The following is a 22759-nucleotide window of genomic DNA, read 5'->3' as shown; positions in this document are numbered from 1 at the left end:
ATTGGCTTCTCCCTTTGTTATATTATTCACTGCCGCTTTCATCCTGACCTCCATCATCTGGGTTTGGTTCATTTTCAGCAGGCTTTTCTTCATCCGGTTTGTCTTCCGGCTTTTCCTCTGGTTTATTTCCAGGAGGATCGGACGGCTTCGTTTCCTTCGGCTTATCCGTCACCGGCGGAGCGGCCTGGCCGATCTGAATCGTGTTTGATGCACCTGATTCCCTGCCGGCAATATCGACGGCCGTGACATAATAGGAACCATTGCCGCCGCTGAATGAAAGGCCAGAGCCAGCTCTCACGCTGCCGACTTTGGCTCCGCCGCTGTAGATCCTGTAGCCGATCACATCTGATTCAGGATGCTGCCCCCATACAATGGAGCTTCCTGAAGCTTTGATTGATGGAGCGGAAGGTGTTTTGCCGTTATCCTCGATTTTATCCTGGGGAACGAGAACTTTAGACCATCTGTCCTTCTGCGGGATCAGCTGGCCAGGATCCACATTCACGCCAAATAGCTTTTCAATATAATCAGGGTTAAGGATAAGCCCTGATTCAGCAAATTCGGCTGGCGTTGAATCAAGCGCCAGATATTTTCTGTCGCCAATGCGGACGAATTTACCATTCACAAGGCTGTCATCCGTTTTGGTCGGTACATACTTGCTGTTAAACAGGTCTGTCTCCACCAGGCCGGCCTGTGAGCAGGCTTCGGATGGAAGAAGGCCGGATACACCGCAGAAGGATCTTCTGACAATCCCTCCTGGCATCTTGATGCTTTCGCTCGGATCAACGAGATCCGGGGCTACATCGTAGGCTGCATTCATCAGATCTGCCCAAAGATAAATATTCCGCATGCTGTAGCTCATGCCGCCTGTTTTTAATGACTTGGGCGTGTCATATCCTGTCCAGATGCCGAAAGAAACATTCGGGTTTGTCGCTACAAACCATGCATCATGGAACATATTGCCTGTACCGGTTTTCCCGGCCCAGTCAGAACTGAATTTCAGTCTGTTTTTCAAAGAAGTGGCTGTACCGCTGTTAATGACATCCCGCATCATATCATAAGTAAGATATGCCGTCTGCGGGCTGAAGACCTCAACAGGCTCAGGTTTATGCTGGTAAACGATATTCCCGTCTCTGTCAGTGATTTTATCAATTATATAGGCATCAACGAATTTGCCGCTGTTGGCAAAAGTCCCGAATGCATTAGTGTTCTCTTCAACGGTCACACCGTTTTCAAGAGATCCGATAGCAGTGGACAGGTTCGTATAATCCGGTTCAATCAGCGAGGTAAAGCCCATTTTTTTCAGGTATTCTGCCGGCCTTTGGTCGACAATATCCTTGTATAGCTTGACGGCAGGTACGTTATAAGATTTCGCAAGAGCATATCTTGCCGTTACAAGTCCGGTATAGCGCAAATCATAGTTATTTGGCCATGGCCTATTCAAGCCAGGTGCAAGCATCAGCGGCACATCTGGAAGTATGGTGCCCGGAGATGCTTTTCCAAGCTCAAAGGCAGGTGCGTAAACCAGGAGCGGCTTCATGGTAGAGCCGTTCTGCCTGACCGCATGTGTGGCGTGATTCAGCTTTTCTTTCTTATAGTCACGGCCGCCCACAAAGCTGATGATCTTTCCGGTAGAATTCTCGATGAGGACAGCACCGACCTCGACCGGTTCCATGATGCTTACCTCTTCTCCGGTATCTGGATCAGTCATCTTCTGGGCTTTATCAGGACCGTAATGCTGATACTGATTTTTTACCTGCTGCATTCTATCGTAGATTTCCTTATTGATGGTTGAATGGATCTTGTAGCCGTTTTGGCGCAGATTCTTATCAGCCAGAGCGAGGTATCGCTGCTTGGTTTCTTCGTCACTGTTGTACTGCTCCATTGCGCCGTCTTTTTCAGCCAGCACCTTGGACATGACTTCGGCTGCACGCTCCTCAATTTCAAATGTGACCCAAGGATATTTTTCTACCGCACTTGAGCCTGCAGGAACGAAATCTTTGGTAATATCATAAGCAAGAGCTTCCTGATATTCTTTATCGGAAATCTTTCCGTCGTCATACATCCGTTTCAGAACGGTCTTCATTCTTGACAATCCAGGTTCCAGATCCTCTTTGACGGTCCCTTTGTTTGTAAAAGGGGTATATCCGAAAGGGCTCTGCGGAAGACCGGCGATAAAAGCGGACTGGGCAATATTCAGGTCTTTGGCAGGAACCCCGAAGATTCCCTTTGCTGCTGCCTGTACGCCGCCGATATTCCGGCCGGATGAATTGCGCCCGAATGTTGACACATTCAGGTAGGCTTCAAGGATTTCTTTTTTATCAAAGAATTTTTCGAGCCGGAGCGCGAGCAGGATTTCTTTTGCCTTCCTCTCGAATGACACTTCATTTGTCAGAATCTGATTCTTGATCAGCTGCTGTGTCAGGGTGCTTCCGCCGCTTTGTACAGCGCTGTTTGATACTTCCTGGTAGAGTGCGCGCAGAATTGCTTTTGGCACAACACCATCATGCTCATAAAAATATTCATCCTCTGTCGCAATGACTGCGTCCTTCAGATATTCTGATACATCCTCAAGCTTTACTTCCTCCCGCTCAAGGTCTGTGCGGAGCTTTCCGAGGTAGACATTATCGGCAAAATAAAGCTCTGATGTTTCTTCATAATTGTATATATCTTTCTTCATGCTCTCATAGGAACGGATCGGCTCATCCTTCACCAGGGAGGCAAAATACCCGGCACCCACTCCTCCTGCAAAAGCTCCTCCGAGAACAACGAGTATAATGAACAGAAGAGTTAAATTCCACACGACTTGATAGGTAATAGAAGCGCCTTTTACTGTCTTTTTATTTGTAAAAAGGCTTAGCCAGGACCTGAATTTATTGTTCAAATTATGTTTTTCCCCCTTCATTTTATAAACCCCCAAAACCACATACATTATAGCACAAACCCAGGCGCCATTTGACAAGCACTGACATTTTTCTGAAATTTCCTTTTTTATCAGGCGGCAGATTTGTAAGTTTTTTAATATGGAGGGAGGCTGCTTAAAAGGAGGTCGCAAATATATGGGGAAACTCGCAAATATATGGTGAGACTCGCAAATATATCAGAAATGTCGCAAATATATTGAAAAACCCGCAAATATAGTTGAAAACTCGCAAATATCTGCAGTTCAGGGTGCCCTGGTTAGGGGGTTAGCCCCTCGAGTCATAAGCCAATCAGGCCAGAAGGTTAAAGAACAACCTTCCGTCCTGATCGTCTTATGCTTGTCGGGGCTGAACAAGGCTTTTCCGCATTTCGATTGTCCAGCTCCGGCTCCTAGGTGCTCGAGTCATAAGTCACTTTGGAACCGAAGGCAAAGAACGCCTTCAATTCCAAAGCGCCTTATGCTGGGCCCGCAGGACGCGGGTCATGCAGGCGTTCCACAGGACGTGGCGTTTTTAGCCTGCGTTCCTTAATTCTAAACAGTCGCCTCCGCATTTCAAATTGTCCAGCTCCAAAGCCTAGCCCCTCGAGTCATAAGCCAATCAGGCCAGAAGGTTAAAGAACAACCTTCCGTCCTGATCGTCTTATGCTTGTCGGGGCTGAACAAGGCTTTTCCGCATTTCGATTTGACACACCCCCTTTCTTTATGGTAAAACTTTTGTATTATCTTATGTATTTGAATAGCTGCTTTGATGGGAATGAGTAGTGCTTCTGTCTCTGTTTCAGAAAGCCGGCGGGTGCTGTGAGCCGGTGCATGCAGAAGGATGAATTACCTCCCGGAGCTTCTGTTGTGAATCTGCTTATGCAGTAGTAGCAATGGACGGTTGAACCGTTATCAGGAAAAGAGCGGAGGACAGCTGTGTCCTCAATTTGGGTGGTACCGCGCTGTCAAGCGTCCCTGCATATTTGCAGGGGCGCTTTTTTGTTTTTTTCCGACGGAGGCTGCCGGCGTTTAAAGAAATGAATGGAGGAAGAATGATGAGTTTGCTTGAGGATTTAAAATGGAGAGGCATTGTTTACCAGCAGACAGATGAAGAGGGAACAGAGGAGCTGCTGAAAAAAGAGAAGATTTCGCTATACTGCGGGATTGACCCGACGGCTGACAGCATGCATATCGGCCATCTGCTGCCGTTTTTAACATTGCGCCGTTTTCAGAATGAAGGCCACAGGCCGATTGTGCTTGTCGGCGGTGCCACAGGACTTATCGGAGATCCAAGCGGAAAGAGCGAGGAGCGCAAACTGCAGACGCTGGAAGCCATCCAGCATAATGTCAGCAGCATCCAGAAGCAGCTGAAGAAAATCTTCAGCTTCGAGGGTGAGAACGGTGCCCTTATGGTCAACAACTATGACTGGGCAGGCTCCATGGACATTGTTACATTCCTGAGGGATTATGGAAAGCATGTCGGTGTCAATTATATGCTCGCAAAGGATACTATCGCTTCACGTCTTGATACGGGTATTTCTTTTACGGAGTTTACTTATACCATCCTGCAGGCAATGGATTTCCTTCATCTTTATGAGAAGCATAACTGCAAAATGCAGATCGGCGGAAGTGACCAGTGGGGCAATATCACGACAGGGCTTGAGCTCATCCGCAAGATGATGCCTGAAGGTGCCAAAGGCTATGGTGTTACGATTCCGCTTGTAACAAAGGCAGATGGCACTAAATTCGGCAAAACGGAAAGCGGGGCAATCTGGCTCGATCCTGAAAAGACTTCTCCATATGAGTTCTATCAGTTCTGGATCAATACCGCTGATGCCGATGTCATCAAATACCTGAAGTACTTCACTTTCCTTCCAAAGGAAGAAATAGAGGCGCTTGAGAATTCGCTTGCTGAGGAAGCTCATCTCCGCAAAGCGCAAAAGGCGCTTGCTGAAGAGATGACAAAGCTGATCCATGGTGAAGCAGCGCTTGAACAGGCAATCAAAATCTCTGCCGCACTGTTCAGCGGCGATGTCAAAAACCTTACAGCATCAGAAATCACCCAAGGTTTCAAGGATGTGCCATCCTATGAGCCGACAGGCGAAGAGAATGGCATCGTCGATTTGCTGACGGCTGCCAAGATTTCTCCATCCAAGCGCCAGGCCCGGGAAGATGTATCAAACGGCGCCGTCTATGTAAATGGGGAAAGAATTACAGCAACAGATTATGAACTTACAGAAAAAGACCGCATTGAAGGCCAGTTCACAATCATCCGCCGAGGCAAAAAGAAATATTTCCTTATCAGATATTAAACCGCAGAAAGGTCCGCTTCCAGCAGGAGGCGGACCTTTCTGTTTAGATAGCAAAAAGAAAACACCAGCCAAAAGGCAGGTGCTTTCTTGTGCTTTTCCCGATTAACGAGAGTAGAATTCAACGATAAGAGCTTCGTTGATTTCAGCAGGAAGTTCAGAACGCTCAGGAAGACGAGTGAATGAACCTTCCAGTTTGTCAGCATCGAAAGTCAAGAAGTCAGGAACGAAGTTGTTTACTTCGATTGCTTCTTTAACGATGTCAAGACCGCGTGACTTTTCACGCAATGTGATCGTTTGACCAGGCTGAACGCGGTATGAAGGAATATCAACGCGTCCTCCGTCAACGATGATGTGGCCGTGGTTTACAAGCTGACGAGCTTGACGGCGAGTACGAGCTAAACCTAAACGGTAAACAACGTTGTCAAGACGTGATTCTAGAAGAACCATGAAGTTTTCACCGTGCTTACCAGCCATTTTGCCGGCCTTGTCGAATAGGTTGCGGAATTGACGCTCAGTAACTCCGTACATGTGGCGAAGTTTCTGTTTTTCCTGTAATTGTAAACCGTACTCAGAAATTTTTCTGCGCTGGTTTGGACCATGTTGTCCTGGAGCGTAAGGACGCTTTTCTAATTCTTTACCAGTTCCGCTTAGAGAAATTCCAAGACGGCGGGATAGTTTCCAGCTTGGACCTGTATAACGAGCCATGAATGACTCCTCCTTGTGTTTTTATTTTGTTGTAAAATAAAAACAGATGCGTACGATCATTAAGCTCATTTTGTTTTCATGTACCTTCGCCCTAGCAGCAGCGGGTTACACAGTACCCCTTCGAATAAAAGGCTAAAACGCCATGCTTACCGGCATCTTGGGCTCAAACCCGTGCTTTCCGCCTCAAAAGAGATGGGAAGCGGTGCCTTATTTGAGGAACAAAATGATCACCTAAAGTGTCACATTTGCTGCGATATTTTACACAAAGGATATTATATAATTTTTATAAAGTTTATGTCAAGGCATGTTTTGCTTTTCCTGGAATAAGTGCTCCTGCCTCATCCTTTTTATTATCTCATTATGCAGGCATAGAGGGCAATTTACTGGAAAATATTTTTATCATATCATAACGGGGAGAATTTTCCTGTGGTATAATAGTCTTAATTAATTCTAGTAAAAGTGTTGATGAAATTGAGAGAAACGAAGAAGGAAAAAAACGTCCGCCTTTTTCTGGCTTTGGCATTTGCTGTCGTGGCCCTTGCTGCCATGTACTTCCAGTATTTTAAGCCAGTGAGCGGGACAGGGAGCCCGCTTGCCCTGGTCATAAAGGAGGGCACTGCCGAAGGCGACCCCCTCGTTGTTTTATATGATGAAAAAAAAGAGGACCATGTGCTGGCCCTTTATGAGGTAGAAAAAGACAATGATTTTAAGTTTCGCCTGATCAAATCTGCACCCCTGGAGAATGCCTCTGAGCAATTGGCGGTTGATCGTGACGGTGCCGGGTTCTGGGCTGAGTTGGATGGAGACTGGGTTTATCTGGATCGGGACCTGGAAGTGCAGGACCGTGAACCGGGCCTTCGGGGCACCATCACATCGGATGGCGAGCCTTTTGAAGTAAGGAAGACTTCAAATCATACCGTTCTTGAAACGGAGGGCCAATATGAAGTAGCCTTCAATGAAGCAGGCAGGCCGGAGAGCATCCATGCCCTCACAGCCGATCATTCTTCATGGCTTATCCTGCTTGATGGAGGATTGAGGATTGCCTCCGGCAGGACGCTGTAAAACGGCATTTATATGAGAATGCCTATATGAACTGGGTAAATAGGGTGATGAATATGGAAATGCTCAAAAGCCAGAAAATATTATGCCTGAAAAGCCGCTTTTTTGACCTGATTGATACAGATGACGGATTTATTCAGTCTGATTCTTTAATTGTGCAAATGCTTGAAGCGGTCAAAGAGTCTGCTGAAGCCTCCGAAGCCTGCTATCGGGATCCCGGAGGCACCGTCAGGAGTACAGATTCCTCAGCTGGGAGATATGGGCAGGATGGACAGCCGTCAGGGAAAGCGGGCCTCAGGGGTTCCGCGTGCTGCCAGGTTCCGCTTTCTGCCAGGTCAATGGATCTGGGAATCCTTGAGCTGAACGGGCTGCCGGAACCCTTGACTGAAGAAAGCCTTAGGGAGCTCGGCGCTGCCTGTGCCGCCTTCATTATGAAGGCCAGGGAACTCGGGGGGATCTCAGCCAGGGAAAAGCGCTACAAGCAGCTTTTTCGCGTTACAGAGCAGTTTCATTCCTCAATGGATATGGATGCTGTTCTCGGAGAGATCATTAAAACCCTTCAGGAAGTATATCCTGACTTTACCTATTATCTAATGCTGTCCCATGACAATAACAGCCATGGGGATCTCCCTTTAAAAGATCTTAAATATGACAGTCAGAATATTGCGGCCATGCAGGCATATGTCACAGGCGCCATTCAGTTTGAGGATTCGATTTCGGAGAAGAGGTCTGTCCTTTATGCCCCTCTAAAAGGAAAGCAGGGTGTATATGGCGTGCTCCAGGTCATTGCGCCGAATGCACTGGTCTTTCCTGAAAGCGAAGTCGAATTCATTTCCATCCTCGCCAATACGGCAGGCGGTGCACTTGAGAACGCCCAGCTGTATCACCAGTCGAAGAGGCTGATTGCCGACCTCCAGCTAATAAATGAGACTTCGCACCAGCTTAATTCCAATCTTCGGCTGACGGAAACAATGACCTATATGGCTGAACAGATCATCAAGTCATTTGATGCGGAAGAGGCAGGCTTTGTCCTTTTATCTGAAGAATCCGAACAGGTCAGCATTCTAAAAGGAAGCACTTCTTTCTTCCGGACAAGGGAATCCGGCATCTATATAAAATATATTAAAGAAAAGATCAGGCAGGATAAGGATAGCCTGTTCATTGGCGAGCTTGACCTCCAGAACGATGCCCTGGCCGAGCAGTTCAAATCAGTCATGGCGGTCCCGATGTCCCAGTCTGGTGTCTTGAAAGGATTTGCCCTTATCCTGCACCGTGATCCTTATCATTTTTCATTTGAGACATTTAAGCTTCTTCAGTCCCTGATTCACCATTCCACTTTGGCCCTTACAAACTCAATGCTGAGAGAGGAGCTTGAAAAGATGGTCGTCACAGACCACCTGACCAGGCTTTATTCCCGGAATTATCTGGATGAAAGGATACATCAGTCCTTAAGCGAGGATGCTGAGGGTGCTTTTATCCTGGTTGATATAGATAATTTCAAATCTGTCAATGATACATACGGCCATCAGGTCGGTGATGAAGTCATTGTCCAGGTGGCCGGGATTATTGTGAACAGCATCCGCAGCACTGATGTTGCCGCCAGATGGGGGGGGGAAGAGCTTGCCGTTTATCTGCCTTCTATTTCCCTGGAAACGGGCGTTGCAATTGCAGAACGGATTGTCAGGAAGGTCTCTGAGAGTACGAATCCCGTTGTTACCATTTCCTGCGGGGTGTCCCACTGGAATGTGGAAAGGGAGGATTCATATTCGCGCCTGTTCAAGCGGGCTGATAAAGCTTTGTATACAGCAAAAGAATCCGGAAAAAACCAGGTTGTGGTCCAGGGATTCAGCATTCTTTAAAGACAGGCCAGCCAAGCCTGTCTTTTTTCCTTTTCTTTCAGCACTCAAATTGCTTTGCAAAATCTGAAAAATAACATATCCTGTAAATATAGAATATTGTAAACGCTTTCAATCAAGGGGGATACACAATGGAGAAAAAGAATATGCGGTTCGAGACAAAAGTGATTCATGAAGGATATGATGCCCGTGAGTTTAAAGGGAGTCTGGCACCCCCGATTTTTCAAACCTCCACGTTTGTGTTCGATCATGCAGAACAGGGAGAACGGAGGTTTTCTGGAGAGGAAGAAGGATATATCTATTCACGGCTCGGCAATCCGACTGTTTCTGTCCTTGAAGAAAGGATGGCTGCCCTCGAGCAGGCTGAGGCTGCATTGGCCTTCAGTTCGGGGATGGCTGCCGTCTCAGCGGTGCTGGTTGCCCTGACAAAGGCAGGGGATCATATATTATGCTCACAGGGAGTGTATGGGTGTACCTTTGGCCTTCTTCAGCTGATGAAAAAGAAATACAATATCAATCATGATTTTTCTCTGATGGAATCAAAGGAGCAGCTGCTGGGGGCAATCAGGCCGGAGACTGCCTGTCTTTATATTGAAACGCCAATCAATCCGACTATGAAACTCGTTGATCTGGAAATGGCCGTGGAGGCTGCCAGGGAAAAGGGAATCCCGGTTATAGTGGATAATACCTTCTGCTCGCCGTATCTGCAAAATCCGCTGTCATTGGGCTGCGACATTGTTATCCACAGTGCAACTAAATATATATGCGGGCATGGAGATGTGATTGCCGGCATTGCTGCGGGCAGGAAAGAGCTGATGGATGAAATCTCCTTTACAACCCAAAAGGATATCGGTGGTGTTATTTCCCCATTTGATGCCTGGCTTCTTTTGAGGGGGCTGAAGACTTTGCCGGTCAGGATGGATCGCCATACCAGCAACGCGGAAAAGCTGGCCGCATATTTAAAGGGACATCCAAAAGTAACGGACGTTTATTATCCTGGCGATCCGCAGCATAAAGATTATCCTGTCATGCAAAAGCAAATGAGGAGCGGAGGCGGGATCCTTTCTTTTTCAATTACTGGCACGAAGGAGACGGCCCAAAAGTTCATGAACCAGCTTCAATTCATAAAAATTGCTGTAAGCCTGGGAGATGCAGAAACCCTTATCCAGCATCCTGCCACCATGACACACTCGGTGATCCCGCCGAAAACGAGGGAGGAAATGGGGATAACGGACACTATGCTCAGGCTGTCTGCCGGCCTTGAAGCATGGGAAGATATCCGGGATGACTTGGAGCAGGCCTTTTCTTCAATAGAATAAGAATGGAGCTTTACAGAGCAGCGGCAAAAATAATTGAATGCCCCCGACCTTCTGCCGGAAGAATATAAAAAGAAAGATTGTGACCAAAAAGGAGGATATATCATGGATATGACGGTAACATGGACTGGAAACATGGCGTTTGCGGGGGCTGCACCTTCAGGCCATAAAATTGTGATGGATGCATCCGGGGAAGCCGGGGGAGAGAATGCCGGGGCAAGGCCGACAGAGCTGCTGTTGGGCGCGGCGGCAGGCTGCACGGGAATTGATATTGTGTCCATCCTGAAAAAGATGCGGCTTGAGCCAGTTTCCTTCCATATGGACATTAAAGGGATAAGGGCTGAAGAGCATCCGAAAAGGTTCACCGATATCCACATCCACTATGCGTTAGAAGGGGAGCTTCCGGAAGAAAAAGTGGTCAGGGCCATCAAGCTTTCAAAGGATAAATACTGCTCTGTCTCAAAGTCTTTAAATGCAGATATCACGGTAAGCTACTCTATTAACGGATCTGCCGGCGGACAGAAGCTGTAAAAATAGCAGAAAAAAAAGCCTGATTCCAAAAGGAACAGGCTTTTTTGCTGCTGTTTTATAGATGTTTGACAAGTGTATCAACAAAGTCTTCGAGGCCCTGCTGGTCGATTTCGTCAAAGCGGTTCTTTTCAGGAGAATCAATATCAAGGACACCGAATACTTCTCCATCCTTTATGATGGGAACTACAATTTCTGATTGGGATGCTGCATCACAGGCGATATGCCCAGGGAATGCATGGACATCCTCAATGCGCAATGTCTCGCGCTTCTGGGCAGAAGTGCCGCAGACGCCTTTTCCAAGCGGGATCCTTACACAGGCCGGGAGTCCCTGGAAAGGACCGAGTACCAGTTCCCCGCCCTCCATGGTATAGAAGCCGGCCCAGTTAATGCGATCAAGAAATTGGTTCAGAAGTGCTGCTGCATTGCTCAGATTTGCAATGCGGTTTGGTTCGCCCTCCAAAAGAGCATGGAGCTGTTTATTTAATAATGCGTAATTTTTTTTGCGGTCTTCGCTGTATGTTTCGACTTTAAACAACGTGTTTCCCTCCACTATTCCGAGAATTATTATTCATTCTATCAAATCCGGGTGAAAAAGAGGAGACTTTGTCGATATTTTTTAAAAGGACAACCGGAAAATAAAAAGAATGTTTAATTAAGAAAGGCAATTGCACAGATATGCGAGGTTGATCACTTTCTGCTGTCCAGTCCCTGTATATCCATCCATATTGCGTTGTGCCAATGGGAATTTAAGAAGCGAGGTAGGATGATGAAAAAAAATTCGAAAGATGCCATTGTTGCTGCAGCGATTTCCCTTTTTAATACAAACGGATTCACCGGTACATCCATACGTGATATAGCCGCGAAAGCTAAGGTGAATGCCGCCAATATCGCCTATTATTTTCACAATAAACATGGTCTGCTGGAACACTGTTTCACGGAATTTTTTGAGGGATATATTGCCGAAATAGAGAAGGGTTTTTCCTGCTTGCACCTGGGAGCAGCGGCTGCCCTGAAGATCATTTCAGAAAATATCCTGATGTATCATAGCCGGAATATTCATCTGACCAGGTTTATCCTGAGGGAAGTTTCGCTTGATTCCCAGGTGGTGAGGGAAATCATGTCGACATATTTGATGAAGGAAAAATATTATCTGAATAAAGTATTTGAAATCGGGATGAGAGCGAAGGAATTCCGCTCTCAGCACCCCAGTTATTTAATCATCCAGTTTAAAGGGCTGTTGTCGATGCCATTTTTAAATATGCAGTATGTGTCAGAGGTGCTTCACGTTTTTCCAAACGAAAGATATTTCGCAGATAAATACTTAATTGAAATCTATAATTGGATTGACGGAGCCGTCCTGGAACATGCTGCAAGGGAAGTCGTCATGGCCAATTAGCCTTCAAAGGGGAAACTGCTGAAGCCCTGACTCAGTTCTTTCGCCTGGTGTGCATCCGAACCATAGACGAGCTGAATGCCAAGGGACTTGGCCATCGAAGCTGCCCATTCCGGAGGATAAGGCTCCCGGCAGAGCGGTTTTGCGGTGCCGGCCCCATTGCAGTCCAGTGCGTATCCGTGGAGTTTCATCAACTGAAGGATATCTGAAATCTCCTGTTTGTCTTCAAAGCCGGCAGGATATTTTTTTTGGAATTTATGGATCAGTGAAATATGGCCGATCCTCTTTGGTTTATATGGACCCAGGTCAGCTGCTATCGACTTTCTGACCGTTTCGTAATATTTTCTATAAACAGCCTCTGTGGAGCCGTATCGGCTGATCATGGAACAGAAGACGTCCGGGCTGTAATCTGCACAGTCATATTGCCCATCATAATACAAAAAGTGGACCGAAAGAATGCTGTCATCCAGAAGATGCCCGACCTTCGAGAGGAAGCTGCCTGTTTCTTTTTCAAAACCCTCTATAAAATCCACTTCAAGCCCTGCGTTGATCTTGATTTTATTTTTGTAGAGAGCTTTTACACGGCTGATTTCCTCGAAGTAGGCTTCCAGATCATCTGCCTGCATGGCGCTGTCCCGTGCAGGGGCTGTGTCTGTGAACCCATCGGGGAGCGGGGCATGCTCAGTGAAGGTCAGTTCTGCAAAACCGAGCGAAAGGGCCCTGTCGATATACTCTTCAAAAGCATCCTTCGAACCATGGGGGCAAAAAGGTGTATGTATATGTCCATCCCTTAGCATAGGGCATCGCTCCATTCTGTCGAAATTTAAAAATGCGAATTATTTGTAATGCGGCAAAACGTATTGTTCAATTATAGGTGCCGGGCTAAAAGACGTCAGGTTCCAGTTTTCTGGAGGGAAAGCAAGTTCATGCTTCAATTGGGGAGCACTGGATCAGTCAATTCTGAATCCCGGGTTTTGCACAAAAACGGCAAGCGGGTTATAATAGCAAGTTTCTCTCAAAAAAAATTAAATTAATAGTCAAAAATTGTCGTTTACATGGTATCATAAAAACATTGAATTGCATATTTCAAGTTTTTTTTACATATATCTATCAGTTATCAGCTCGGCAGCAGAACAGGGGGCTTTCAATGGAATACATAATTGGAGGAATAGTGATCGTGATTGCACTATTTCTGACGGGTTATCTAATGAAAAAGAAATATTATAAAGAAATAGACCGGCTGGAAGGCTGGAAAATGGACATAACGGACAGGCCGGTCCTCGACGAAATGTCCAAAGTGAAGCAGCTGAATATGACTGGCCAGACAGAGGAGCTGTTCGAACGCTGGAGGAATGAGTGGGACGATATCGTTACCGGGCAGCTTCCTGGAGTGGAGGAGCTGCTGTTTGATGCTGAGGAATATATCGACCGCTACCGCTTTAAGAAGGCAAAGGAAGTTCAGCAGGCAATCGAGGAAAGCCTTGCAGGCATAGAGGATAAAATCAAATCCCTTCTTGCTGAAATCAATGAGCTGGTCGGAAGCGAAGAAAAAAACCGCACCGAGATCGACGGACTCAAAGATCTGTACAGGGAATGCAAAAAGGCGCTGCTTGCCCACCGGCATACTTATGGAAAGGCTGAAACCATCCTGGGCATCCAGCTTGATGAAGCTTTTGCGAAGTTCCAGGACTTTGAGGACCGGACAGCAAACGGCGACTATCTTCAGGCCAGGGAAATTGTCCTGACCATCCAGACCCAGCTGGACAGCATCCAAAAGAAAATGGAAGCTATCCCCGATTTGCTGGTGGATGCCGGGTCCAATATCCCATCCCAGCTTCTCGAGGTGAGAGAAGGCTTCCGTGAAATGGAGCAGCAGGGATATATGCTTGAACATGTAGAAGTGGACAAGGAAACTGAGTCATTAGAAAAAGAGGCTGCAGGATATCTCGCCATGATTGAGCGGGGAGAGACCGGTGAAGCGCATGAGGGCCTTGAGGATATCAAGCAGAGAATCGATGCGCTCTATGATCTGCTTGAAAAAGAAGTGTATGCGAGGAAGTTCATCCAATCGCATGATGAAAAGGTCCGTACTGAATTGTACAATGCCAAAGATGCAAACTTTATGCTGAAGAAAGAGCTCGGCATCGTACAGCAAAGCTACCATCTCCAGGAAAAGGACGAGGAAACACACAGCCTGCTGGAAACGAAGCTGACCAAGCTCTTCAAACGCTTCGAAATACTTGAGCATAAAATCAGCAATCAAAGCTCAGCCCATTCGGTACTTGGTGAAGAATTGGAATATATTAAAAATGAACTGGAAGCACTGTCAGAAGAGCAGGTGCATTTTGCCGAAAAACTGCAGGCCTTGAGGAAGGACGAGCTTGCGGCACGGGAGAAGGTAAAGGAAATCAGCAAAAAGCTGTCTGAAACCATCAGGCTCGTATCAAAGAGCAATATACCGGGACTGTCCCAAAACTACCGGTATTTAATGGAAGATACGAAGGAAAGCATTCAAAATGTCATTGAGAAGCTTGATGAGAAGCCCCTTGATATACCTGCTGTCCAGCAGTATCTGGAAATAGCGGTCATGACAGTTGATAAAGCTGCAGACAGCACGGCTGAAATGATTGAAACCGTCCAGCTGGCTGAAAAGGTGATCCAGTATGGAAACAGGTACCGCAGCAAATATCCTTCCATCGCTAAAGCACTGAGGGAAGCGGAGGATTCATTCAGGAACTACAATTATAAAGAGGCATTGGAGCAGGCCGCCTCATCTATTGAAGAGATTGAGCCAGGAGCTTTGAAAAGAATAGAAGATATGATCGGCGAAAAAGAAAATGCATAAAAAACCAGATCTGCTTTGGCAGATCTGGTTTTTTATTTTAGGAAAATAATTGGCCAGGCTATTTTGCTGTCTTTTTGCCCCTTCCGGCAATGAGCAGGCCGAGCAGTCCCCCGGCAACGGCCGGAATGACCCAGCCGAGTCCTTCTGAATAGAGAGGAAGAAATCCCAGCATGTCTGAAAAAATCCGGGTATCTGCCCCCGCTGCCTTTATTGCATCAATGGTACTGATCAGCCCCGCCGGTATCAGGGCTCCTGCATATACAGCTCTGGAGCCTCCAAAGGCATGATGCAGAAAAGAAAGCAATACCAGTACGATTGCGGGCGGATAGATCATCGTGAGCATTGGCAAAGATACAGAAATGAGCTGTGTCAAGCCGATATTGGCGATCATCATGCTGAATAAGGATAAAATTAGCACAAATGACCTGTAAGATATGCTTGGCACAACTTTTGAAAAATATTGCGCACAGGATGAGACGAGTCCAATAGAAGTGGTAAGACAGGCAAAAGTAATGGCCAGCCCAAGGATGACAGCGCCAAAAGATCCGAAAAGACGGGAAGCGGCGGCGGAAAGAAGAGCTCCCCCGTTATCCTGGAATCCAATAGATTCTTCACCGGATGCCCCGATGTAGGCGAGCGAAAGGTAAACGAGCATAAGGGCAGCGGCAGCAATAAGTCCGGAATAGATGCATATTTTTGCAATCTGTTTTGAACTGCTGATGCCTCTTTCTTTTATTGAACCAATCACAACTATGCCAAAAACAAGGGCGGCGATAGCGTCCATGGTCAAATAGCCTTCGATAAATCCTTTAAAGAAAGGGGTCTCGGCATATGCGCCTTTTGGAGCCATTGGCTCACCTAAAGGGGTGATTATACTTTTTACAGCCAGAATGGCCAATATAGCAAGGAGAATCGGAGTAAATAATTTTCCGATCCGGTCTACAAGCTTAGAAGGGTTCATTGAAAGCCAAGCTGTGACGGTAAAAAAGATAATGGTATAAAAAAGCAGCGCCATCCCATATTTAGGAACGGTATCAGGCAAAAACGGAGTGATGCCAATTTCGTAGGCAACGGTTCCGGTCCGCGGAATCCCGAATAGCGGGCCGATGGCCAGATACAAAAGCAATGTAAAGGCAGCCCCGAATAAAGGGTGGACTCTTCCAGCCAGCGTTCGGAGATCACCAGCTTTGGCTATGCTGATGACTCCCAAAAGCGGGAGGCCGACACCGGTTATGAGAAATCCAATGATGGCTTTTCCCATGTTGACACCAGATTCCTGCCCGAGATATGGAGGGAAAATCATATTCCCTGCGCCAAAGAAAAGAGCGAAAAGCATCAGTCCTATTGCGATTATTTCCCTGCTGGATAGGCTCTTATTATTCATACAAACCTCCATGACTGTCTATCGAAATGTTTAGAACATTTAACATACTAACACAGGAAGTGAGAAATTTGTCGAATGGAATTACAGTCAAAACATTCAGATTTTTATTGTTGCCTCTGTTCTGCTTTTGCTTCCAAAAGAAAACTAAAAGATTATGCAGATGAAAACATTGTCCCAGTATGATAAGATTTACTATTGGCTAAACGGTTTTTCAAGGAAGGGGAAGACCCATGATTTACTTTGATAATAGTGCAACCACTAAACCATATAAAGAAGTGCTGGATTCATTTAATAAGGTGGCCTTAGATTACTTTGGCAATCCCTCATCTTTGCATGGAATCGGCGGCAGGGCAGAAAAGCTCCTGTCACAAGCCAGGCTGCAGATTGCCGAGCTCCTGGGAGCCGGCCAGAAGGAAATCTTCTTTACTTCGGGCGGAACCGAAGGCAATAATCTGGCTGTAAAAGGGACTGCCATGATGCATAAAAGCAGGGGGCGCCATCTTATTACGACTGAATCAGAGCATTCGTCAGTGGCAGAAGCCTTTGAACAGCTGAAAGAGCTCGGTTTCCGCGTTACGTATATCCCTGTAGACGAGGATGGGAGAATCAGGCCGGAGGACATAGAGGCTGCCCTATGCCATGATACAATTCTTGTGAGTGTTATCCATGTTAATAATGAGGTTGGCACCATTCAGCCGATTGCTGAAATCGGCAAAATGCTCAAGTCTTATTCGAAAGTGCTTTTCCATGTGGATCATGTACAGGGAATTGCAAAGGTGCCGCTTGATTTTCAAGAAAATGAAATAGACCTTTGCACCATTTCTGCCCATAAATTCCACGGTTTAAAGGGCACGGGTGTCCTTTACATCAGGGAAGGCGTCAAGCTTTCACCGCTGTTTTCAGGCGGAAGCCAGGAATGGAACCAGCGGAGCGGTACAGAGAATGTACCTGGAATTGTCAGTATGGCCAAGGCGCTCAGAATCAGCCTTGAGAGGCACAGGATCGGACTGGAGCAGCTTAATAGGGTTAAATGTTTGCTGAGGGAAGGACTGGAATCCATTGAAGGGATCTCTGTCCATACACCGCTTGAAGGCTCGGCCCCGCACATTCTTAATTTTTCTGCACCAGGCTTGAAGGCAGAAGTATTTGTGCATAGCCTTGAGGAAAAAAATATATATGTCTCCACCACCAGCGCCTGTTCCTCGAAGAAGAAATCAGTCAGCAAGACACTGCTGGCAATGGGCATTCCTGAGGAGGATGCAGCAAGCAGCATCAGGATCAGCCTTTCTTATGATAATACAGCAGAGGAAGCAGAAGCTGTGCTGCAGGCAATTGAAGAAACAGCGAAAAAGTTAAGGAAGGTAATGAAATAAATGAATTATGACCGCATATTAATCCGCTATGGAGAAATTTCAACAAAAGGCCGAAACAGGGGGAAGTTTGTCGAGAAGCTGAAAAAAAGCATTAAAAAAGTTCTGCACAGCTACCCAGCCGTCAGGATCGAAGGCCAGAGGGACAGGATGTTCATCCAGCTTAACGGTGAAAATGGGGACGAGATCATCGAGAAGCTCAAAGGGGTTTTTGGCATCCAATCCTTCAGTCCTGCTGTAAAAACGGAAAAGGATATAGAAAAAATCAAGGAAGCTGCCCTGGCACTTTTAAAACGGGTATACAAGGATGGAGATACCTTCAAGGTATCGGCGCGGAGAGCGGATAAAAGCTTTCACCTTGACACCGGAGAACTGAACCATGCACTTGGCTCACATATCCTGAAGAATATGGAAGGCTTGAAAGTGGATGTGAAACAGCCTGATATCAATCTCCAGGCTGAGATAAGGCCGGAAGCCGCATATCTCTCATGCGAAAATATCCAGGGAGCCGGAGGGATGCCGGCAGGCTCAGGCGGCAAGGCGATGCTCATGCTGTCAGGCGGCATAGACAGCCCCGTCGCAGGCTATTTATCCATGAAGAGAGGGCTTGATGTAGAAGCCGTCCATTTCTACAGCCCTCCTTTCACCAGCGAAAGGTCGAAGCAAAAGGTGATTGACCTGGCAGAAAAGCTGGCGGGATATACAGGGCAGATGGTCCTTCACATTGTTCCTTTTACGGAAATCCAGCAGCTCATCCAAAAGCAGGTGCCTGAAAATTATACGATGACAACCACCAGAAGGCTGATGCTTAAAATTACGGATCTCGTCCGGGAAAAGCATGGCGGGCTCGCAGTCATTACCGGTGAAAGCCTCGGGCAGGTTGCAAGCCAGACACTGGACAGCATGTACGCTATTAATGAAGTGACAAGCACACCGGTACTGCGCCCGCTGATAACAATGGACAAGACCGATATTATTGAGATTGCACAGGAAATTGACACCCATGACATATCCATCCTGCCATATGATGACTGCTGCACCGTATTTGTCCCGGCTTCTCCAAAAACGAAGCCCAAGCTTGATAAAGCAGCATATTATGAAAGTTTTGTTGATTTTGATGCGCTTATTGCAAAAGCTGTGGAGCATATTGAAACTATTCACATCAAGCCGTATGAAGCAGGCAGTGGAAGTGAGGACGATCTTTTCTAGGGAGAATGAAAATTCGAACGGGATGATGAAAACATTACCAATTTAAATTTGTATGAAGCCATGTGATTCTACACATTCTAAACTCACAAGGAGGTGAGATCACATGGCAAGCAGCAACAACTCTAACCAGCTTCTAGTACCTGGCGTACAGCAAGCTCTTGACTCAATGAAATACGAAATCGCTACTGAATTTGGTGTTAACCTTGGCGCTGAAACAACTTCACGTGCTAACGGTTCAGTAGGAGGAGAAATCACTAAGCGTTTAGTTCAAATGGCTGAACAACAGCTTGGAGGTTTCCAACGCTAATCGAAAAATAAATAATATGGCTACAAGGGAGCAGGCTGACAGCCTGCTCCTTTACTTTTCGTTATACATTTTTAAATTTTTAAAAAATTATGTATAATAAACCATAAGGATACAATTTCAGATTAGGAGGACATATAACATGAAGCGTGAAGATCTGCTGGCGCCAGAAAAATATAATCTGGTCTCTGAAATGGAAAAGTTTGCAGAAGCTCCTGAAAGAACTGCCATCCTGTGGGAAAGCGGGGAAGGAGAAAGAAAGGAAATTACATATTCCAGACTCCTGTCCAATGCCAATAAAATTGGAAACGTTTTCTTTGGGAGCGGCCTAAGGCAGGGGGATGTAGTCCTGATCATGGTCCCGCGCCTTATAGAAGCTTACCAGACGTACATAGCGGCACTTAAAATGGGCCTGGTAGTCATTCCCTGCTCAGAGATGCTCCGCTCTAAAGATATCCAATACAGGATCAATCATGGCGATGTGAAAGCCATTGTATGCTTTTCGCCGTTTACAGAGCAATTTGCAGGTGTTACGGAAGCTGCTTCGCTGCCTAAATTTGTGATTGGAGAGCCTGTGCCGGGCTGGATTCCGCTGGATGAAAAGATGGAGGCAGCCTCTGATATCATGGAGACTGCTGGAACAAACAGGGACGACATGGCTTTCCTGTCCTATACTTCCGGTACCACGGGCAATCCTAAGGGAGTTGTACATACACATGGCTGGGCATATGCACATCTCCGTGCCGCCGGGCCCAACTGGCTTTGCATCAAGGAGGGGGATACTGTCTGGGCCACTGCCGGCCCCGGCTGGCAGAAATGGATATGGAGCCCTTTCCTCTCTGTGCTGGGTTCTGGGGGAACAGGACTGGTGTATTCAGGAAAATTCGAGCCGAAAAAATATCTTGCACTCCTTCAGGATTATAAAGTCAATGTTCTTTGCTGCACCCCGACAGAATACAGGCTGATGGCAAAGGTCGACAATCTTGCTGAATACAGCCTCCCGGATCTTCATAGTGCAGTCTCAGCCGGAGAGCCGCTTAACCGCGAAGTGATTGATGCTTTCAAAAAGCATTTTGATATTGAAGTGCGGGACGGATACGGCCAGACGGAAAACACCCTGCTGGTCGGCATAACAAAAGGGATGGAGCTTAGGCCTGGTTCGATGGGAAAGCCGATTCCCGGCAATTCTGTTGAGATCATCAATGAAGATGGAAAGGCATGCGGACCTGGGGAAGTGGGGGATATCGCCGTCCATATTGAAACCCCTGCGTTATTTAAAAATTATTATAAGGATCCTGAACGGACCGCCATGCAATTCAGGGGTGAATATTATGTGACCGGAGACAAAGCGAAAAAGGATGAAGACGGGTATTTCTGGTTTGAAGGCAGGGGAGATGATATTATCATCAGCTCCGGATATACAATCGGGCCGTTTGAGGTGGAGGATGCTCTTGTCAAACATCCGTACGTCAAGGAATGTGCCGTCGTGGCCAGCCCGGACGAAATCCGCGGAGCAGTCGTCAAAGCATTTATCGTCCTGCAGGATGGCATCGCGGAAGATAAGCCGGATCTCATTAATACCTTGCAGGAGCATGTAAAGGAGCTGACTGCCCCTTATAAATATCCCCGCAGGGTTGAGTTTCTTTCAGAGCTTCCAAAAACCACCTCAGGAAAGATCCGCAGGGTAGAGCTGAGGAAAAAAGAAATGGAGGAGGCTGCCCGCAGCTAGTATCCAGCTGGGAGATCCTCTATAAAAAAGATTTCGCTGAGCTTTTTTAAAGCTCAGTTTTTTTGTGTCCCGAAAGAAGATATAATCAGATCAGCAGGCACAGAGGATTTTTATGTGCAGAATTAGGAAGAAAAGGAGCAATAAGAAGATGCGGACACTATGGCATGGAGGACATATATATACCCTTCAGGAAGAAGGGCATAAAGCCGAAGCGGTTATGACGGAGAATGGAAAGATCCTGAGGGCAGGGCCGCTGGAAGACTTGAAAAGAAACTTCTCGGTAAAACCCTCTGAAATGAGGGACCTTGAGGGAAGGCTGATGCTGCCCGGTTTTGTGGACAGCCATATGCATTTGATTGGGCATGGGGAGAGGCTGATAAGGCTTGATCTGTCTGGTTATACCTCAAAATCGCAAGTGCTGGAGGCAGTTAAAGAGTATGCAGGGAAGTTTTCAAAAGGCAGCTGGGTCATTGGCGAGGGCTGGAACGAAAATTTATGGGACATCCCTGCCCCCATTCTGGCAAAGGAGCTTGATGAAGCAGTCCCTGGACATCCAGTCTGCCTGAAAAGGATCTGCCGGCACGCAATTGCAGTCAATTCGAAAGCATTGGTAGCAGGCGGAATTACCCCTGAAACCATTTGCCCTCCAGGGGGAGTCATTGAAAAAGATGAAGAAGGCCTTCCATCAGGCCTGCTGAAGGACCAGGCACAGGAGCTGATCTTCTCTATTCTCCCTGGTGCTTCAAAGGAGTATCTGGAGACGGCAATGCGTGCAGCCATCCAGGATGCCTACGCACTGGGCCTGACAGGGGCACATACTGAGGATCTTAATTATTATGGCGGTTTCCATGGGACCTATAGGACTTTCAAGGAGGTCATCGGTGAAGATAAACTGCCTTTCCGGGCCCACCTGCTCGTCCATCACGAGGTAATCAATGACATGAAGCTTGAGGGCGGAAATTATCTTGGCGGAGATGAGTGGATAGAATTCGGTGCAATGAAGATTTTTTCAGACGGGGCATTGGGAGGCCGGACTGCTTTGCTGAGCCATCCGTATGCGGATGATCCTTCAACCTCAGGAGTGGCTATTTTTACACAGGATCAGCTTGACGGGCTATTGAAAAAAGCCAGGGAGCTGGATATGCCGGTGGCCATACATGCCATCGGTGACAGGGCTTTTGAAATGTCACTGAACAGCATTGAAAAATACCCGCTGAAAGGAAAAGGCAGGGACCGGCTCATTCATGCACAGATACTGCGGAAAGAACTCATTTCAAGGGCAAAAAAGCTTCCTCTTATACTGGATATACAGCCAAGATTCCTGGCTTCTGACTTTCCGTGGGTCATCAGCAGGATCGGTGAAGAGCATATGGATTACTGTTATGCCTGGAAAACATTGCTTGATGAAGGCATCCCATGTGCAGGCGGATCTGATGCGCCAATCGAGCAGGCTGACCCGCTCCTCGGCATCCATTCGGCGGTTACAAGAACCAGCAGCGATGACCCCGGGAGGATTGCCTATATCAAAGAGGAGGCATTATCCATGTACGAAGCTGTTTCCTTATATACAAAAGGCAGCGCATATGCAATCTGCCATGAAGTTGACAGGGGAATGATCAAGGAAGGATATCTTGCTGATTTCACAATCCTTGACCGGAATATATTCGAAGAAGATCCGGAGGCACTCCTCCGTACACGAGTCAATGAGACAGTAATAGGAGGAAAAACCGTTTATAAGCGCGGACAGATTTAAACGAGCGAATCCTGCTAAAACGAATAGGTTGCCAGTTTTTTTCTTTTGGCTTTATAATTATTTCGATATTAGAAAGAATCGAGGCTAACCAACA

General features: G+C 46.8%; 17 protein-coding genes and 1 other annotated feature. Of the genes, 12 read left to right on the top strand and 5 right to left on the bottom strand.

Annotated features, from left to right (window positions below; genetic code table 11):
• Positions 1 to 22: 22 nt before the first annotated feature.
• On the bottom strand, positions 23 to 2902 hold the full coding sequence (locus N288_RS18460; RefSeq protein ID WP_022544283.1) for a transglycosylase domain-containing protein: 2880 nt from the start codon (positions 2900 to 2902) through the stop codon (positions 23 to 25).
• Between the two features lie 754 nt (positions 2903 to 3656).
• Positions 3657 to 3879, top strand: a binding site (T-box leader).
• Positions 3880 to 3954: 75 nt separating this feature from the next.
• Between N288_RS18460 and tyrS the strand changes: the two genes are divergently transcribed.
• Positions 3955 to 5211: a tyrosine--tRNA ligase gene (gene tyrS, locus N288_RS18455; RefSeq protein WP_009795354.1), complete on the top strand. Its 1257-nt coding sequence runs from the start codon at positions 3955 to 3957 to the stop codon at positions 5209 to 5211.
• Between the two features lie 102 nt (positions 5212 to 5313).
• On the opposite strand, the gene rpsD is transcribed toward tyrS, so the two are convergent.
• Entirely contained in the window at positions 5314 to 5916 is a 603-nt protein-coding gene (gene rpsD, locus N288_RS18450) for a 30S ribosomal protein S4 (RefSeq protein WP_009795353.1), read from the bottom strand.
• A gap of 471 nt (positions 5917 to 6387) precedes the next feature.
• On the opposite strand from rpsD, the gene N288_RS18445 reads away from it, so the two are divergent.
• From N288_RS18445 to N288_RS18430, 4 genes are all read left to right on the top strand, one after another.
• Entirely contained in the window at positions 6388 to 6978 is a 591-nt protein-coding gene (locus N288_RS18445) for a hypothetical protein (RefSeq protein ID WP_022544282.1), read from the top strand.
• A 53-nt stretch (positions 6979 to 7031) separates the two neighbouring features.
• Positions 7032 to 8834, top strand: a complete 1803-nt coding sequence (locus N288_RS18440) for a sensor domain-containing diguanylate cyclase (protein ID WP_022544281.1) — start codon at positions 7032 to 7034, stop codon at positions 8832 to 8834.
• A 128-nt stretch (positions 8835 to 8962) separates the two neighbouring features.
• The gene (megL, locus tag N288_RS18435) at positions 8963 to 10150 is read left to right on the top strand and encodes a methionine gamma-lyase (protein WP_009795350.1); all 1188 of its coding nucleotides are present in this window, start codon (positions 8963 to 8965) and stop codon (positions 10148 to 10150) included.
• 102 nt (positions 10151 to 10252) lie between these two features.
• Positions 10253 to 10678: an OsmC family protein gene (locus N288_RS18430; RefSeq protein WP_022544280.1), complete on the top strand. Its 426-nt coding sequence runs from the start codon at positions 10253 to 10255 to the stop codon at positions 10676 to 10678.
• A gap of 55 nt (positions 10679 to 10733) precedes the next feature.
• Here N288_RS18430 and N288_RS18425 read toward each other — a convergent pair whose 3' ends face one another.
• A complete protein-coding gene (locus tag N288_RS18425) occupies positions 10734 to 11213 on the bottom strand; it encodes a GAF domain-containing protein (protein WP_009795348.1) in 480 nt (159 codons plus the stop codon).
• A gap of 231 nt (positions 11214 to 11444) precedes the next feature.
• Here N288_RS18425 and refZ point away from each other — a divergent pair, with 231 nt between their 5' ends.
• Positions 11445 to 12074 carry a forespore capture DNA-binding protein RefZ gene (gene refZ, locus N288_RS18420; protein ID WP_035403253.1) on the top strand — a complete coding sequence of 210 codons (630 nt, stop codon included), beginning with the start codon at positions 11445 to 11447 and terminating at the stop codon, positions 12072 to 12074.
• Here the strand turns inward: refZ and hisJ are convergent.
• Positions 12071 to 12868 carry a histidinol-phosphatase HisJ gene (gene hisJ / locus N288_RS18415; protein ID WP_009795346.1) on the bottom strand — a complete coding sequence of 266 codons (798 nt, stop codon included), beginning with the start codon at positions 12866 to 12868 and terminating at the stop codon, positions 12071 to 12073. The genes refZ and hisJ overlap by 4 nt on opposite strands.
• Positions 12869 to 13218: 350 nt before the next feature.
• On the opposite strand from hisJ, the gene ezrA reads away from it, so the two are divergent.
• Positions 13219 to 14916, top strand: a complete 1698-nt coding sequence (gene ezrA, locus N288_RS18410) for a septation ring formation regulator EzrA (protein ID WP_009795345.1) — start codon at positions 13219 to 13221, stop codon at positions 14914 to 14916.
• Between the two features lie 58 nt (positions 14917 to 14974).
• Here ezrA and brnQ read toward each other — a convergent pair whose 3' ends face one another.
• The gene (gene brnQ, locus N288_RS18405; protein ID WP_009795344.1) at positions 14975 to 16300 is read right to left on the bottom strand and encodes a branched-chain amino acid transport system II carrier protein; all 1326 of its coding nucleotides are present in this window, start codon (positions 16298 to 16300) and stop codon (positions 14975 to 14977) included.
• 230 nt (positions 16301 to 16530) lie between these two features.
• On the opposite strand from brnQ, the gene N288_RS18400 reads away from it, so the two are divergent.
• The 5 genes from N288_RS18400 (at position 16531) to N288_RS18380 (ending at position 22665) form a co-directional block, all read left to right on the top strand.
• Positions 16531 to 17673 (top strand): cysteine desulfurase family protein, encoded by a 1143-nt coding sequence (locus tag N288_RS18400; protein ID WP_009795343.1) that lies wholly within the window; start codon positions 16531 to 16533, stop codon positions 17671 to 17673.
• A complete protein-coding gene (gene thiI / locus N288_RS18395) occupies positions 17674 to 18879 on the top strand; it encodes a tRNA uracil 4-sulfurtransferase ThiI (RefSeq protein ID WP_009795342.1) in 1206 nt (401 codons plus the stop codon). It begins immediately after the preceding gene.
• Between the two features lie 103 nt (positions 18880 to 18982).
• A complete protein-coding gene (locus tag N288_RS18390) occupies positions 18983 to 19186 on the top strand; it encodes an alpha/beta-type small acid-soluble spore protein (protein WP_009795341.1) in 204 nt (67 codons plus the stop codon).
• Between the two features lie 139 nt (positions 19187 to 19325).
• On the top strand, positions 19326 to 20912 hold the full coding sequence (gene mbcS / locus N288_RS18385) for an acyl-CoA synthetase MbcS (protein WP_009795340.1): 1587 nt from the start codon (positions 19326 to 19328) through the stop codon (positions 20910 to 20912).
• 148 nt (positions 20913 to 21060) lie between these two features.
• A complete protein-coding gene (locus N288_RS18380) occupies positions 21061 to 22665 on the top strand; it encodes an amidohydrolase (RefSeq protein ID WP_022544279.1) in 1605 nt (534 codons plus the stop codon).
• Positions 22666 to 22759 lie beyond the last annotated feature (94 nt).

The organism is Bacillus infantis NRRL B-14911 (genome assembly GCF_000473245.1).
Classification (GTDB): domain Bacteria; phylum Bacillota; class Bacilli; order Bacillales; family Cytobacillaceae; genus Bacillus_AB; species Bacillus_AB infantis.
This window is presented reverse-complemented; position numbering and strand designations above follow the sequence as displayed.